Origin of the sequence: Streptomyces sp. NBC_00683, from assembly GCF_036226745.1 — a bacterium.
GTDB lineage: Bacteria > Actinomycetota > Actinomycetes > Streptomycetales > Streptomycetaceae > Streptomyces.
The window spans coordinates 7,799,517-7,813,830 of record NZ_CP109013.1 but is presented as its reverse complement, the minus strand read 5'-3'; the positions used below and the strand labels follow the sequence as shown (position 1 = coordinate 7,813,830).

Here is a 14,314-nt window from a genome sequence, read left to right as displayed (position 1 = left end):
GAGGGGGTCCGGGGCGTCGTACGGCCAGCGGCAGTGCGCGTACCCCCGTGGGAGTACGTGGCGCCCGCGCGTCTGCTCCCGGCATCGGTCCGGGCCGCGCGGGATTCTGTACCTACTGGTATGTACAGTGGAGGGATGAGCACTCCGGACCGTCTGATCGAGGCCACCCAGGAGCTCCTCTGGGAGCGCGGCTACGTGGGCACGAGCCCCAAGGCCATCCAGCAGAGGGCGGGTGCGGGCCAGGGCAGCATGTACCACCACTTCGCCGGCAAGCCGGATCTGGCGCTCGCGGCCATCGACCGCACCTCGGCGCAGATGCGGGAGGCCGCTGGGCGCGTGCTGGACGGGCCCGGACCGGCGTACGAGCGGATCTCCGGCTATCTGCTGCGCGAGCGCGAGGTGCTGCGGGGCTGCCCGGTGGGGCGGCTGACGATGGATCCGGATGTCGTGGCGAGCGACGAGCTGCGCGCGCCGGTGGACAAGACGCTGGCATGGCTGCGGGGCCGGCTCACCGAGGTCGTACAGGAGGGCCTGGACAAGGGCGAGTTCGCACCGGGTCTCGTTGCGGGCGAGATCGCGGCGGCCATCGTGGCGACCGTCCAGGGCGGCTACGTCCTGGCTCGCGCCTCCGGGTCGGGCGCCGCCTTCGACTCGGCGGTCACGGGGCTGCTCTCCCTGCTCGCCGCACGCACCCCGTCGGCCTGAACCGCGAAGTCGGTTCCCTGCTCGAGGAGTTACCCATGCACGCCATGCAGTACGAGATCACCCTGCCCGCGGACTACAACATGGAGATCATCCGCAGTCGCGTCGCGACGAGGGGGCACCTCCTCGACGCGTTCCCCGGCCTCGGCCTCAAGGCGTATCTGATCCGGGAACGCGGCGGGGCGTCACCGGTCAACCAGTACGCCCCGCTGTACCTGTGGTCGGCCCCCGAGGGGATGAACGCCTTTCTCTGGGGCCCCGGATTCCAGGGCATCGTCGATGACTTCGGCCGCCCCGAGGTGCAGCACTGGACGGGGCTCGCGTACCTGGACGGGCCTGCCGCGGGCGCCCCCGCCCGGGCGGCGGTCCGCCGCCGAGTGCCGGTAGCGGACACGGAGCGGCCCGCCGGGGCGGTCGACGCCGCGCTGGAGGAAGCCCGCCTGCGGGCCGCGTCTCCCGGGGTCGTCGCCACGGCACTGGCAGTGGATCCGCGCCGCTGGCAGCTGCTCCACTTCACCCTCTGGGAGCAGGAGCCCGCCGCGGCCCCCGGTGACCATTTCGAGGTGCTGCACGTGTCGGCGCCGGAACGCGACCGGTTGGGGCGGGACAGGCAGTGGTGACCCGGGTCCGCACCGTCCTCGGCGACATCCCCGCCGAGGACCTGGGTGTCTGCGACGCACACGACCATCTCTTCCTCCGCACCCCGCTGCTGCCCGGCCAGGAGCTGGACGATCCCGGACGGGCCCAGGAGCTGCTGCGCGGCTTCCACGGGCTCGGGGGCCGGTCGGTGGTGCAGTGGACTCCGTACGGGATGGGCAGGAGGCCCGGGGACCTCGTTGCCCTGTCCTGCTCGACCGGGGTCGAGGTGGTCGCGGCCACCGGGCTCCATCAAGCCGCCCATTACCCCGAGGAGTTGCTCGGCCGGATTCTGCCGGAGCTGGAGGCCCTGTTCGTCCGGGAACTCACCGAGGGCATCGGCGGTACGGGCGTGCGGGCGGGGCTGATCAAGGTGGCCGGATCGTTCCACGGCATCGACGCCCACGCCCGGCTCACCATGGCAGCTGCGGCAGGGGCCCATCACCGGACCGGCGCGCCGATCGCCGTGCATCTGGAGCTGGGGACGGGTGCGCTGGATGTACTGGACCTGCTGTGCGGGGAGTTGGGGGTGGATCCGGGGTGTGTGGTCCTCGGCCACCTGGGCCGGTTCCCCGACGGTGTGGTGCAGCGCGAGGCCGCGCGGGCGGGTGCGTTCCTGGCGTTCGACGGCCCTTCACGAGCCAACCACGCCACGGACTGGCGGCTGCCGGAGCAGCTCGCGGAGCTCGCCGATGCCGGCTTCGGCGGCCGGTTGCTGCTCGGTGGCGACACCACCGTGCCCGGGACGCCGGGGATGCCCCACCTCCTGCGAAGGCTGCGTCCCCGGCTGGAACAGGCCCTCGGGAAGGACCTGTTGCACTCCGTCCTCGTCACCGCACCGGCGCGCGCCTTCGCCTTCGCCGCCCCGCGGGAGGGCCCCCGCCCCTGATCAGGCGAGGGCGGCGAGCGGGTCGTCGAGCACGGGCTGCCAGGCCAGCTCGGCGGCGCCCACCAGGCTGTTGTGGGCCAGAGTGCAGGACAGGATCGGCACGCTGCCGCTGCGCCCCCACAGGCTGCGGTCGGCGACGACCGCCCGGAGCCGTTCGGGGTCGGCCTCGAGGAGGTCGCGGTGCAGGCCGCCGAGGATGATGCGGTCGGGGTTGAGGATGTTGACGAGCCCCGCCAGGCCCAGGCCGAGACGGTCGATCAGTTCCTCGGCGGCTGTCCGTACGCAGGGGTCGGCGTACTCCGTGCGCAGCAGGTCGCCGGCCTGCTTGAGGAGCGACTCCTCGGGGCCGGGTTCCCGGCGCGCCGCGGTGAGGAAGGCGAGGGGGTCCGTCTCGACGTCCAGACAGCCGCGTCCGCCGCAGTGGCAGGGCCGCCCCTCGGGGTTCACCGTGAGATGCCCCACCTCCAGGGCGAGTCCCGAACTCCCGCTGTGCAGGCGCCCGTCCAGGACGAGCGCACCGCCCACGCCACGGTGTCCGGTGGCCACGCAGAGCAGGTGCTGGGCGCCGCGTCCGGCTCCGTGCCGGTGCTCGGCGAGGGCGGTGAGGTTGACGTCGTTGCCGGTGAACGCCGGTCCGGTGATGCCGGCCGCGCGCACGCATGCGGTGAAGATCTCCCGGACGGGGGCACCCGCGGGCCAGGCGATGTGCAGCGGATTGAGGGCGGTGCCCTCGGGTTCGGCGACGGCGGAGGGGACGGCGAGCCCGGCTCCGACGCAGCGCAGTCCGCTGTCCCGCAGCAGCCGGGCACCGGCTTCGACGACCTCGCCGAGGACCTGGGCCGGATCGGCCATGACCGCGACGCAGCCGGGTGCGGTGGCGACGATCCTGCCGCCGAGCCCGACGAGCGCGGCCCGGAAGCCGTCGGAGTGGACCTGCGCGGCGAGTGCGACCGGCCCGCTGTCCCTGACGGCCAGCCGGTGCGAGGGGCGGCCCTGCGAACCGGCCGCGGAGCCGGGGCTGGAGTCGACCCGGATGAGCCCGAGCGCCTCCAGCTCCGCGGCCACCGCTCCCGCGGTGGCACGGGTGACGCCGAGTTCGGACGTCAGCACGGCACGCGTGGGCGCGCGGCCTGTGTGGACCAGCTCCAGCGCGGGTCCCAGGGCGCTGCGGCCTCTCTCCAACTTCTGCCGGGTGGTGGTCGACTTCCCGTTCATGGGGGCGAGTCTCCCATGATCCGGAGCCGTCGCCGACGCCCGTACGCCCCACATCGTTCACCGGACCGTCATGGGGTCCGCCATGTTGCGTGCGGCGTCCGCGCGGCCCTATGCTGAGTTTGTGCCGCAACTAAACAAACTGCGGACGGCCCTACCGGGGGGACTTGGCGGAGACACCGCCCCACCCCCGTCGGCCCGCCTCCGTACCGCGCTGACCGTGTTCTTCGCCCTCGACGGGTTCCTCTTCGCCGGCTGGGTGGTCCGTATCCCGGCCATCAAGCACCAGACCGGAGCCTCCCCCTCCACCCTCGGACTCGCCCTGCTGGGCGTCTCGGCGGGTGCGGTGATCACCATGATGCTCACCGGCCGGCTCTGCCGGCGCTACGGGAGCCATGCCGTCACCGTGGCCTGCGGTGTACTGCTGTCGCTGAGCATCGCCCTTCCCGCGCAGACGCATTCGGTCCTCGCCCTCGGGCTGGTCCTGTTGCTGTTCGGAGCCGCCTACGGCGGCATGAACGTGGCGGCGAACAGCGCGGCCGTCGATCTCGTCACCGCCATACGCCGCCCGGTGATGCCGAGCTTCCACGCCGCGTTCAGCCTCGGCGGCATGGCCGGCGCCGGGCTCGGCGGACTTGTCGCGGGCAGCCTGTCGCCCTCGACGCATCTGTTCGCCCTCACCGGAATCGGGCTGCTGGTCACTGCCGTCACCGGCCCGGTACTGCTGCGCCACCGGCCGGCCACCGCCGTCACCACCCCGATGCAGCGGGCCTCCGGCACGCGGGAGCGCCCGCAGCGCATGGACGGCCGCGCCCGCCGGATCGTCATCCTTTTCGGCGTGATCGCGCTCTGCACGGCGTACGGCGAGGGCGCGCTGGCCGAGTGGGGCGCGCTGCACCTCACGCAGGACCTGCACGCCGACCCGGGGCCCGCGGCAGCCGGATACTCCCTGTTCGCCCTGACGATGGCCATCGGCCGGCTCACCGGCACCACGCTCCTCGAACGGTTCGGGCAGACCCGCACCCTGGTGGTCGGCGGAACGACGGCGGCGGCGGGGATGCTGCTCGGGGCCCTTGCCCCCACGCTCTGGCTCGCCCTGCTCGGATTCGCCGTGACCGGCCTCGGCCTGGCCAACATCTTCCCCGTCGCGGTCGGCCGGGCGGGCGCGCTGGCCGGTCCGAGCGGAGTGGCCGCAGCGTCGACGCTCGGCTACGGCGGGATGCTGCTGGGACCGCCGGTGATCGGCTTCCTGGCCGACTGGTTCTCCCTGCCCGTGGCGCTCACGACGGTGACGCTGCTCGCCGCGACCGCGGCGCTGCTGGGATACGGCGCACGCCGCGCAACGCACACATGAGCGATATTGAGTAGGCGTACTCAGGCACGGACGTCTTCCCCGGCGCACGATGGAGACATCAACCGAGAACGGGGAGCGGACATGAGCCACCAGCTGATGAGCAAGCGGCAGCTGCGCGCACTGGCACGACTGACCTTCGGCAACACGACGTCACGGATCTACCTCGGCCTCGTCCTCGCGGCCACGGTCTTCGTCACGGTGGACACACTGTTCGTGGCCCATGAGGACGCTTCGTTCGCCGGGGTCTGGGTGTTCTTCCTCGCAGCGCCGACGATCTTCGTCTTCCTCGTCGGCAGCTCCGTGGCAGGCCCCGACACGGGTGGTCCGGCCTGGTTCGTCTACCTTGCCCTGATCGTGTCCGTCCTCGTGCAGGCCTGCGCCCTCGGCTGGTTCGCACGGCTGGTGCGCCGCGGTGGCCGGAGCCGCTCCGCCCACCCCCAGGGCGCCTGACCGACCTGCCACAATCTCAGCCGTGGAGACAACCGAGCACATAGCATCCCTCGCCGGGGAAGGCCGCCTGCTGGCCGTGGCAGCCGGCGAGGCAGGCCCGGACGCACCGGTTCCGACCTGCCCGGGCTGGCAGGTGCGCGATCTGCTGAGGCACACCGGCATGGTGCACCGCTGGGCGACCGCGTTCGTGACCGAGGGCCACCGGACGTACGTCCCGGACGGTGGCGAGCCCGATCTGGACGGCGACGAGCTGCTCGACTGGTTCACGGACGGGCACGCGCTGCTGGTGGAAGCACTGCGGACCGCTCCGGCCGACCTCGACTGCTGGACCTTCCTGCCCGCACCGTCCCCGCTGGCGTTCTGGGCGCGCAGGCAGGCGCACGAGACCAGGATCCACCGGGTGGACGCCGAATCGGCGCGCGGCGGAGCACTGACACCGGTGGCGGCGCCCTGCGCCGTCGACGGCATCGACGAACTGCTGACCGGCTTCCACGCCCGCCCCAGGAGCCGGGTGCGCAGCGGCACACCCCGCACCCTGCGGCTGCGCGCGCTGGACGCGGACGAGGTGTGGACCGTACGGCTGTCCGCCGAACCGCCGCAGACAGTGCGTGGCGCGGCCGCGGAAGCGGAGCGGGCCGACTGCGAGGTGAGCGGAACCGCCTCGGAGCTCTGCCTGGCCCTGTGGAACCGGCTGCCGCTCTCATCCCTCGTGGTGGGCGGGGACCAGGAGGTCGCCGCGCTGTGGACGGGGAACTCCGGAGTCACCTGGTCGTGAACGGCCGGGCCGCCCCGGACCGGACGGTCCCGCTCAGCCCCGGTGCTCGCCCAGCATCCGGGCGAGCACCGCGCGTTGCAGCGGCCTGACCTCCGTGTGGCGGGTCCGACCCTTCTCCGTCAGCTCGACCCGTACGCCGCGACGGTCCTCGCTGCACATCCCGCGGCAGACCAGCCCGTCCCGCTCCAGCCGGGCGACCAGCCGGGACAGCGCACTCTGGCTGAGATGGACCCGGGAGGCGAGCTCCTGTACGCGGTAGGCGCCACCGCCGTCGTCGGCCGCGCCCTCCGCGAGGACGTCCAGCACCTCGAAGTCGCTGGCCCCCAGGCCGTGCTGATGGAGCGCACGATCGAGCTCGGAGAGGGTCCTGGCGTGCAGCGCGAGAAGGGCCCGCCACTCGTCGACGAGCACCCGGTCGGACGTGTTCGCTGCCATGTCCGCACGCTAGCAGAGCACCGGGGGGTCGTTGCGTCGGAATTATATGCACGCGCATGGAAGGGGTGGAGCGGTGGCCGCAGGGGGCTCCTTGCCGCCGGCCACCGCTCCTGTGACACTTCGGACATGGGGCGACGCACTCAGGCTGACCGGGACGCCATGACGGTCGAGATCGGCTACGCACTGGTGAGCGGAGCCCTGGTGGCCGCGGCCACGTTCGCCGGGATCTTCCTCCCTGCCCTGTTCCTCGATCTGACGGCTACGGGTGAGCGCGTCCTCTTCCGCATCGGCGCCGTGCTCGGTTCCCTGACGTTCGTCGTCCGCGTGGTGCACGTGCTGTGGCGTTTTCCGCGGGCGCCGCACGAGCAGCGCGTCCCGTCCGCTCAGCCGAGCCAGCCGGGCCGCACGAGCCCCGACTCGTAGGCGAGCACGACGAGCTGGGCCCTGTCCCGGGCTCCCAGCTTCACCATCGCGCGGCTCACATGCGTCTTGGCGGTCAGCGGACTGACGACGAGCCTGCGGGCGATCTCCTCGTTGGAGAGCCCGATCCCGACGAGGGCCATCACCTCCCGTTCCCGCTCCGTCAGTTCGTCCAGGGCCGTCGCCGCGGCGGGCTCCTTGGACCGGGCGGCGAACTCGGCGATCAGGCGGCGCGTCACTCCGGGCGAGAGCAGGGCGTCGCCGCCGACCACCGCCCGCACCGCGCGCAGCAGCTCATCGGGTTCGGTGTCCTTGACCAGAAAGCCGGAGGCGCCGGAGCGGATCGCCTCGAACACGTACTCGTCCAGCTCGAAGGTGGTGAGCATGACCACCTTCACCTCGTTCAGCTCGGGGTCGCCGGTGATGGCGCGGGTCGCCGCGAGGCCGTCCAGGTGCGGCATGCGGATGTCCATGAGCACCGTGTCGGGCCGTAGTTCGCGTACGAGGCGCACCGCTTCCGCGCCGTCGGCGGCCTCCCCCGCCACCTCGATGTCGGGCTGGGCGTCCAACAGGGCACGGAAGCCTGCCCGTACGAGCAGCTGGTCGTCGGCGAGCAGTACGCGGATCACGATGTCTCCTCCGTGGGCCGGGCCGGATCCCGTGAGCCGGACGGCAGCGGGAGCTGGGCCCGCACGCGGAAGCCGCCGCCGGGCCGTGGCCCCGCGTCGATCGTGCCACCCAGGGCGGCGGCCCGCTCCCGCATACCGACAAGACCGTTGCCGCTGCCCCCGGCGTCGCCGCCGGTCGCGGGCCCCTCGTCGTCGATGCGGAGCCTGATGCCCTCGCTCCCGTACGCGATCCGGACCTCGGCGCTGCGCGACCCGGAGTGCCGAACGACGTTCGTGAGCGCCTCCTGCACGATGCGGAAGGCCGCGAGATCGGTGCCGGGCGGGACCGCGCCCGGCGCCCCGTCCGTCTCGACCGTGACGGTGAGGCCCGCAGCGGCTGCCTGGTCGACGAGTTCGGGGAGCCGGTCCAGTCCCGGGGCGGGGGCGCGGGGGGCGTCGCCCGGGGCGCGGAGGTTGTCGAGGACCTGGCGGACCTCGCCCAGTGCCTCCTTGCTCGCGGACTTGATGGTGGTGAGAGCGGTGCGGGCCTGTTCCGGATCCGTGTCGAGCAGCGCCAGTCCGACGCCGGCCTGGACGTTGATGACGGAAATGCTGTGGGCGAGGACGTCGTGGAGTTCTCGGGCCATGCGCAGCCTCTCCTCGTCGGCCCGCCGCTTCTCGGCCGCCTCGCGCTCCGCCCTGGCCGCGGCCCACTGCTCACGGCGTACCCGCAGCAGCTCCGCGGCGGCGACGATCGCCACCACCCAGGCGGTGACGAACGCCTCCTGCCCCCAGGGCGCGGACTCGTCCCCGTCCGGCGGCAGCCACCGGTACAGCCAGTGCGACATCAGCACATGACCTGCCCACAGCGCACCGAGCGACCACCAGGCGGCCTTGCGGTGTCCCGAGACGATCGCGCTGAAACAGCCCACGGCAACGGCGAGGAACACCGGGCCGTAGGGATACCCCAGCCCGAGGTAGACGAGGGTCGCCGCCGACGTTCCGGCGACGGCCACCACCGGATGCCGGTGCCGCACGAGGAGAACGGCGACGGCGGCGAACAGCAGCAGCCGCGCGAGGAGGTCGACCGGCTGACGGTCCTGGCCCTGCGCCGCGAAGTTGGTGCCCACCATCACGAACACGCCGAGCGCCACGGTCGACGGCCACGGCAGCCGTGCGGCGTACCGTTCCCTCACTCCGGACAGCCACCGGGGCGGCCCCTCGCCCCAGGGGCCGCCCGGTCCCCTGTGGGGTGCCGCGCTTCTGTGCGCTTGCTGCTCGTCCATACCGGCAACGCTAGACGGGCGACCCCCTGCCGGGCGTCAGCCGGGCGTGGTGATCGCACGTACTCCCTGGGGAGTACCTCGTCCGGGCGGGCCGGCGCCTGCGGAGCCCGCCCCAGTGCAGGACCTGTGCCGGCGGGGGCCGCGTCAGGACCGCGCGCCGCCCGCCCGGTCGGCGGCGGAGGCCCGACCGTCCAGGAGGCCCACCGAGCGGGCGAGGTCGTGGGCGCCGCGGCGGAACAGCGGCTCCCGCGCCTCGACGACCCGGTTGAACTGGCCGAAGACCTCGAAGGAGATCAGGCCGAAGAGCTGCGCCCACGCCGGGACGAGCGCGGCGACGACGCCGGGCGGGAGGTCGGGGGCGAGGTCGGCAGCCATGCGTTCGGCCTCGGGGCGCAGCTCACCGGCCAGCGGCGGGACGGCCAGACCGTCGCTGAGGAACGCTTCGCGGACGAGCCCGATGAGGACGAGCCCCACGCGCGACGCGGGACCGATGGTGTCCTGCGGGGCGGTGTAGCCGGGAACGGGCGAGCCGTAGATCAGTGCGTACTCATGGGGATGTTCAAGGGCCCACTCCCGTACGGCACAGGCGACGGTGGTCCAGCGGGCGGTGTGCGGTCCGGTGGAGCCGCCGGGCGTCGCGCGAGCCGCCTCGGCTGCCTCGCCGACGGCGCCGTACGCGTCGACGATGAGGGCGGTGAGGAGGTCGTCGCGGCTCGGGAAGTAGCGGTAGAGCGCGGAGGAGACCATGCCCAGTTCGCGTGCGACGGCGCGCAGGGAGAGCTTCGCCGCGCCGTCCGCGGCAAGCTGTCTCCTCGCCTCGTCCTTGATGGCGGCGGTGACCTCGACGCGAGCTCGTTCCCTGGCTCCTCGGATGGTGCTCATGGGTTCATTCTGACACGGAACGGATCACTGACCAATAATGAGAGCAGTGCTCTTGCTTTTGAGCACCCATTACGTGCACACTGATCTCAAGAGAGAGCAGTGCTCACACTTGAAGGGGATCTCATGTCCGCACATGTTCAGAAGCCCGGCTGGTTCACGGTGAACATCCTCAACCGGACGGTCGCCTGGATCACCCGGCGCGGCATCAGTGTCTGGGGATCCCGCGTTCTGGCGGTCCGTGGCCGCAAGAGCGGCGAGTGGCGCCGCACTCCGGTCAACCTCCTGACCGTGGACGGGCAGCAGTACCTCGTGGCGCCCCGCGGCCACGTCCAGTGGACGCACAACATGCGGGCAGCGGGCGGCGGCGAGCTCCACCTCGGGAAGAAGAGCACGGCCTTCACCGCCACCGAGGTCCCCGACGACGAGAAGCCCGATCTGCTGCGCGCCTATCTCAAGCGCTGGAAGGCGGAGGTCGGGGTGTTCTTCAACGGCGTCGGCCCGGACTCGTCCGCCGAGGAGCTGCGCCGCATCGCCCCCGACCACCCGGTCTTCCGGATCACGGTCGAGGGCTGAGCGTCTGAGGCGGCTGAGCGGCTGAGCGGCTGAGCGGCTGAGGCACCCTCAGCGAGCCGAGGCACCCCTGCGAACGGAAGCCCTCAGCGAACCTCTGAATCCTCGGACACCGACGCTGCCCGCTCCCGGAGCGCCGCCTGTTCCCGGAGCTCGCGGCGGTCCATCACCGACAGCGCCCGCTGGGCCATCGGGTGCGAGCGCACCAGCTCGGCGAGCGACGTCGTCCCCCGGGTGACCCCGGCGAACGCGGTCCAGGCCGGGCGGAATCCCGTCAGCACCGCGTGGAGGATTCCCGGGCGCCGCTCGAACAGCTTGAGCATGCGCCGGCCGACGCCCATCTCGACGCCCAGCCCCGCCTTGATCGCGAACGCGTAATTGAGGGCCTGCCGCCGGGCATCGACCGCATCGTGCGCCTCGGCGATCCGCACCGCCCACTCACCGGCGAGCCGTCCGGACCGCAGGGCGAACGAAATGCCCTCCCTGGTCCACGGTTCGAGCAGCCCGGCCGCGTCACCGCAGACCACCACCCTGCCGCGGGAGAGCGGCGAGTCGTCACTGCGACAGCGGGTCAGGTGACCGGAGGAGATCTTCGGCTCGAACCCGGCAAGCCCGAGCCGCCCGATGAAGTCCTCCAGATACCGCTTGGTCCCGGCGCCGTCGCCGCGCGCCGAAATCACCCCGACCGTCAGCGTGTCGCCCTTCGGGAAGACCCAGCCGTAACTTCCGGGCATCGGGCCCCAGTCGATGAGCACCCGTCCCGCCCAGTCCTCCGCGACCGTCTCCGGAACCGGGATCTCCGCCTCGAGGCCGAGGTCCACCTGGTCGAGCTTCACCCCGACGTGCGCTCCTATGCGGCCCGCGCTGCCGTCGGCACCGACGACCGCCCGGGCAAGAACCGTCTCCCCGTCGGACAGCACCACGGCGACCGTGCGCCGGTCGGGCACCGCGGGGCCATGCTGCTCCACCCGCGTCACCGCCGTACCGGTGCGCAGCTCGGCGCCCGCCTTCTGCGCCTCCTCCACCAGACCGGCATCGAACTCCGGACGGTTGATCAGCCCGAAGAGCATGCGCTTTGACCTGCGGGTACGCGACAGCTTCCCGTTGAGCGAGAAGGTGACCGCGTGCACACGGTCCCTCAGGGGCAGTTCGAACCCCGGAGGCAGGGAATCCCGCGAGAATCCGATGATTCCGCCGCCGCACGTCTTGTAGCGGGGAATCTCCGCCTTCTCCAGCAACAGCACCCGACGGCCTGCGACGGCTGCCGCATACGCCGCGGAAGCTCCCGCCGGACCTGCACCGACCACGACGACGTCCCATACGGACGACGACTCTTCCGGCTCACGTCCGGCGTCTGCGTTCTCGCTGCTCACGATGTGCTTCTGCTCCTGATCCCGACCAGTGGCCCCAGCTGCTCACGGCATCCTACGGCGCGTTGCGGCCGAGCCCCGCTGTGGGAGGATCAGCCATGATTTCGTCGTACACGCAACGTCGCACCCACGGCGTCGCCCACCGTGGCGCACACACCGCGCCATAGACCTAACGTCGTACCCACCAGGAGCGTGCCCATGACCGCCCGTCCGATTTCCGAGACCGTTGCCTCGCTGATGCCCCGCGCGAAGGCGGAGCTGACCGAGCTGGTGGCTTTCCGGTCGGTGGCGGATCCCGCGCAGTTCCCGAAGAGTGAGTGCGACGCGGCGGCCGACTGGGTCGCCGACGCGCTGCGGGCCGAGGACTTCCAGGACGTCGCCCTGCTCGACACCCCGGACGGAACCCGCTCCGTGTACGGCTTCCTGCCCGGGCCGGCCGGCGCGCCGACCGTGCTGCTCTACGCGCACTACGACGTCCAGCCGCCGCTGGACGAGTCCGCCTGGATCTCCCCGCCGTTCGAGCTGACCGAACGCGACGGCCGCTGGTTCGGCCGGGGCGCCGCGGACTGCAAGGGCGGCTTCATCATGCACCTGCTCGCGCTGCGCGCCCTCAAGGCGAACGGGGGCGTGCCCGTCTCCGTCAAGGTGATCGCGGAGGGCTCGGAGGAGCAGGGGACGGGCGGCCTCGAACAGTACGCCGAGGCACACCCGGAACTGCTCGCCGCCGACACGATCGTCATCGGTGACACCGGGAACTTCCGCGTCGGTCTGCCCACCGTCACCTCGACGCTGCGGGGTATGACCATGCTGCGGGTGCAGTTGGACACCCTCGAAGGGAACCTGCACTCCGGCCAGTTCGGCGGTGCGGCCCCCGACGCGCTGGCCGCGATGATCCAGCTGCTGGCCTCGCTGCGCGCCGAGGACGGTACGACGACGGTCGACGGGCTGACGTCGGACGCCGAGTGGGACGGACTGCAGTACTCGGAGGGCGAGTTCCGAAAGGACGCCAAGGTGCTCGACGGCGTGGAACTGATCGGCACCGGCTCGGTCGCCGACCGGATCTGGGCGCGGCCCGCGGTGACCGTCATCGGCATCGACTGCCCGCCGGTGGTGGGTGCCACCCCGTCGCTGCAGGCGAGCGCCCGGGCCCAGGTCAGCCTGCGGGTGCCCCCGGGCCAGGACGCCGCGGAGGCGACGAAGCTGCTGACCGCCCACCTCGAGTCGCACGCCCCGTGGGGCGCGCGGGTCTCGGTCGAACTGGTCGGCCAGGGCCAGGCGTTCCGCGCCGACATCACCAGCCCGGCGTACACCTCCATGGCGGAGGCCATGCGGGTCGCCTACCCCGGCGAGGAGATGCAGTCGTCCGGCATGGGCGGCTCGATCCCGCTCTGCAACACCCTGGCGGGGCTGTACCCCGAGGCGGAGATCCTGCTGATCGGGCTGAGCGAACCCGAGGCCCAGATCCACGCGGTGAACGAGAGCGTGTCCCCTCAGGAGCTCGAGCGCCTCTCCGTCGCCGAGGCGCTGTTCCTGCACAACTACGCCGAGTCGAAGAAGGCCTGAGGGAGCGCCTCCGGGAATCCGCCGCCCGCGGCGGATCCCCGGGCGACGGGCTCCCGACCGGTGACGCGCCCGGTGAGCCGGGAGGCTGCCGGCCTCTCAGCCCACCGGCACACCGGCCTCCAGGTTGAGCACGGTGGACCGTTCGCGGGCCCTCAGCGCCCAGCGCAGCCGCTCGAAGCGGGTGGGCGGGAGCATGACGGCCGCTTCCTCCTCGGTGACGAAGCGCCAGCCGCGCAGCTCCGAACCGGGCAGCAGGAGCTGTGCGGCGTCCTCACCGCTCAGGCGCCCGCCGTCGAACAGGAAGCGCAGTCCTCCGTATCCAGGCGGTCTGGGCGCCTCCCAGTCCACCAACAGGAGCTTCGGTACGGTGCCGAGGCGGAGCCCGAGCTCCTCGGCGACTTCCCGTATCCCGGCTTCCGCCGGAGCCTCGCCCGCCTCCACCACCCCGCCGGGGAACTCCCAGCCCGGCTTGTAGGTCGGGTCGACGAGCAGGAAGCGGTCCTGCTCGTCGAAGAGCAGGACCCCGGAGGCGACGGTTTCCGCACGCGGCTCGGGTGTCTGCACGATCTCGCACTCACGGGCATCCCCGGTGCGTACGGCCTCGGCTATCCGCTCGGCCGTCTCGTAGGGGGTGAGGGCGCTGGTGTCGATCGTGTGGGCGTCCGCGGTGATCCACTCGAGCGCCGCCCGGTAGGGCTCGATGTGCTCGTAGGCCCACTGCCGGATCCGCTCGCTGTGCTCGGGATCGTCCGCGAATTCCTCCCGGTCGGCGATCCGTCTCCGCAGGATCGTTTCCTCAGGTGAGAGCAGTACATGACGCACCGGAATGCGCCGCGCGGCGAGTCCGCCGAAGATCTCGTCGCGGTACTCCTGCCTCAGCAGCGTCATGGGCACCACGAGCACCCCGGACAGCTCGCCGAGCAGAGCGGCGGCCGTGTCGACCACCAGCCGGCGCCAGATCGCCAGGTCCTGGAAATCGGTCACTTCGGCGAGCTTCTTCTGGGGCAGCAGGTGGCGCAGTCCCCCGCCGATCAGTTCGGGGTCGTAGAAGGTGCTGTTCGGGATCAGATCGATCAGTTCGCACGCGGCGCTCGTTTTGCCCGCACTGAACGCACCGTTGATCCAGACGATCACGGTTCCCCCTCTTCCGTAGCCCTCTGTG

General features: G+C 72.1%; 16 protein-coding genes. 9 read left to right on the top strand and 7 right to left on the bottom strand.

Annotated elements, in window-relative coordinates; all coding sequences use genetic code 11:
* Window positions 1–135: 135 nt before the first annotated feature.
* The 3 genes from OG257_RS34055 to OG257_RS34045 are packed head-to-tail and all read left to right on the top strand — an operon-like array spanning window position 136 to window position 2,227.
* A complete protein-coding gene (locus OG257_RS34055) occupies window positions 136–705 on the top strand; it encodes a TetR/AcrR family transcriptional regulator (RefSeq protein ID WP_329213757.1) in 570 nt (189 codons plus the stop codon).
* A gap of 35 nt (window positions 706–740) precedes the next feature.
* On the top strand, window positions 741–1,322 hold the full coding sequence (locus OG257_RS34050) for a DUF4865 family protein (protein WP_329213755.1): 582 nt from the start codon (window positions 741–743) through the stop codon (window positions 1,320–1,322).
* The gene (locus OG257_RS34045) at window positions 1,316–2,227 is read left to right on the top strand and encodes a phosphotriesterase family protein (RefSeq protein WP_329213753.1); all 912 of its coding nucleotides are present in this window, start codon (window positions 1,316–1,318) and stop codon (window positions 2,225–2,227) included. The genes OG257_RS34050 and OG257_RS34045 overlap by 7 nt, the downstream gene beginning before the upstream one ends.
* Here the strand turns inward: OG257_RS34045 and OG257_RS34040 are convergent, their stop codons facing one another.
* Window positions 2,228–3,442, bottom strand: coding sequence for an ROK family protein (locus OG257_RS34040; RefSeq protein ID WP_329213751.1), 1,215 nt, complete (start codon window positions 3,440–3,442; stop codon window positions 2,228–2,230).
* Between the two features lie 121 nt (window positions 3,443–3,563).
* Here OG257_RS34040 and OG257_RS34035 point away from each other — a divergent pair, with 121 nt between their 5' ends.
* The 3 genes from OG257_RS34035 (at window position 3,564) to OG257_RS34025 (ending at window position 6,018) form a co-directional block, all read left to right on the top strand.
* Window positions 3,564–4,793 (top strand): MFS transporter, encoded by a 1,230-nt coding sequence (locus tag OG257_RS34035; RefSeq protein ID WP_329213749.1) that lies wholly within the window; start codon window positions 3,564–3,566, stop codon window positions 4,791–4,793.
* Between the two features lie 81 nt (window positions 4,794–4,874).
* Window positions 4,875–5,243, top strand: a complete 369-nt coding sequence (locus tag OG257_RS34030) for an SCO4225 family membrane protein (protein WP_329213747.1) — start codon at window positions 4,875–4,877, stop codon at window positions 5,241–5,243.
* Between the two features lie 22 nt (window positions 5,244–5,265).
* Entirely contained in the window at window positions 5,266–6,018 is a 753-nt protein-coding gene (locus tag OG257_RS34025; protein WP_329213745.1) for a maleylpyruvate isomerase family mycothiol-dependent enzyme, read from the top strand.
* 33 nt (window positions 6,019–6,051) lie between these two features.
* Here the strand turns inward: OG257_RS34025 and OG257_RS34020 are convergent, their stop codons facing one another.
* Window positions 6,052–6,453, bottom strand: a complete 402-nt coding sequence (locus OG257_RS34020; protein WP_329213743.1) for a MarR family winged helix-turn-helix transcriptional regulator — start codon at window positions 6,451–6,453, stop codon at window positions 6,052–6,054.
* A 126-nt stretch (window positions 6,454–6,579) separates the two neighbouring features.
* Here OG257_RS34020 and OG257_RS34015 point away from each other — a divergent pair, with 126 nt between their 5' ends.
* Window positions 6,580–6,876: a DUF6332 family protein gene (locus OG257_RS34015; protein WP_329213741.1), complete on the top strand. Its 297-nt coding sequence runs from the start codon at window positions 6,580–6,582 to the stop codon at window positions 6,874–6,876.
* On the opposite strand, the gene OG257_RS34010 is transcribed toward OG257_RS34015, so the two are convergent.
* From OG257_RS34010 to OG257_RS34000, 3 genes are all read right to left on the bottom strand, one after another.
* Window positions 6,837–7,502, bottom strand: coding sequence for a response regulator transcription factor (locus OG257_RS34010; protein ID WP_329213739.1), 666 nt, complete (start codon window positions 7,500–7,502; stop codon window positions 6,837–6,839). The two genes, OG257_RS34015 and OG257_RS34010, sit on opposite strands and share 40 nt — an antisense overlap.
* Window positions 7,499–8,767, bottom strand: coding sequence for a sensor histidine kinase (locus OG257_RS34005; RefSeq protein WP_329213737.1), 1,269 nt, complete (start codon window positions 8,765–8,767; stop codon window positions 7,499–7,501). Before OG257_RS34005 ends, OG257_RS34010 begins: the two co-directional genes overlap by 4 nt.
* Before the next feature lie 144 nt (window positions 8,768–8,911).
* Window positions 8,912–9,649, bottom strand: coding sequence for a TetR/AcrR family transcriptional regulator (locus OG257_RS34000; protein WP_329213735.1), 738 nt, complete (start codon window positions 9,647–9,649; stop codon window positions 8,912–8,914).
* Window positions 9,650–9,772: 123 nt separating this feature from the next.
* Between OG257_RS34000 and OG257_RS33995 the strand changes: the two genes are divergently transcribed.
* Window positions 9,773–10,222 carry a nitroreductase family deazaflavin-dependent oxidoreductase gene (locus OG257_RS33995; RefSeq protein ID WP_329213733.1) on the top strand — a complete coding sequence of 150 codons (450 nt, stop codon included), beginning with the start codon at window positions 9,773–9,775 and terminating at the stop codon, window positions 10,220–10,222.
* 83 nt (window positions 10,223–10,305) lie between these two features.
* On the opposite strand, the gene OG257_RS33990 is transcribed toward OG257_RS33995, so the two are convergent.
* On the bottom strand, window positions 10,306–11,592 hold the full coding sequence (locus OG257_RS33990; protein ID WP_329213731.1) for a geranylgeranyl reductase family protein: 1,287 nt from the start codon (window positions 11,590–11,592) through the stop codon (window positions 10,306–10,308).
* Between the two features lie 195 nt (window positions 11,593–11,787).
* On the opposite strand from OG257_RS33990, the gene OG257_RS33985 reads away from it, so the two are divergent.
* A complete protein-coding gene (locus tag OG257_RS33985) occupies window positions 11,788–13,152 on the top strand; it encodes a dipeptidase (protein ID WP_329213729.1) in 1,365 nt (454 codons plus the stop codon).
* 96 nt (window positions 13,153–13,248) lie between these two features.
* Here OG257_RS33985 and OG257_RS33980 read toward each other — a convergent pair whose 3' ends face one another.
* Window positions 13,249–14,286: an NUDIX hydrolase gene (locus OG257_RS33980; RefSeq protein WP_329213727.1), complete on the bottom strand. Its 1,038-nt coding sequence runs from the start codon at window positions 14,284–14,286 to the stop codon at window positions 13,249–13,251.
* Window positions 14,287–14,314 lie beyond the last annotated feature (28 nt).

Bases quoted from the DNA above. Each gene is read 5' to 3' on its own strand.
- OG257_RS34055 (WP_329213757.1), top strand. From the start codon at position 136: ATGAGCACTCCGGACCGTCTGATCGAGGCCACCCAGGAGCTCCTCTGG.
- OG257_RS34050 (WP_329213755.1), top strand. From the start codon at position 741: ATGCACGCCATGCAGTACGAGATCACCCTGCCCGCGGACTACAACATG.
- OG257_RS34040 (WP_329213751.1), bottom strand. From the start codon at position 3,442: ATGAACGGGAAGTCGACCACCACCCGGCAGAAGTTGGAGAGAGGCCGC.
- OG257_RS34030 (WP_329213747.1), top strand. From the start codon at position 4,875: ATGAGCCACCAGCTGATGAGCAAGCGGCAGCTGCGCGCACTGGCACGA.
- OG257_RS34020 (WP_329213743.1), bottom strand. From the start codon at position 6,453: ATGGCAGCGAACACGTCCGACCGGGTGCTCGTCGACGAGTGGCGGGCC.
- OG257_RS34015 (WP_329213741.1), top strand. From the start codon at position 6,580: ATGGGGCGACGCACTCAGGCTGACCGGGACGCCATGACGGTCGAGATC.
- OG257_RS34005 (WP_329213737.1), bottom strand. From the start codon at position 8,767: ATGGACGAGCAGCAAGCGCACAGAAGCGCGGCACCCCACAGGGGACCG.
- OG257_RS34000 (WP_329213735.1), bottom strand. From the start codon at position 9,649: ATGAGCACCATCCGAGGAGCCAGGGAACGAGCTCGCGTCGAGGTCACC.
- OG257_RS33995 (WP_329213733.1), top strand. From the start codon at position 9,773: ATGTCCGCACATGTTCAGAAGCCCGGCTGGTTCACGGTGAACATCCTC.
- OG257_RS33985 (WP_329213729.1), top strand. From the start codon at position 11,788: ATGACCGCCCGTCCGATTTCCGAGACCGTTGCCTCGCTGATGCCCCGC.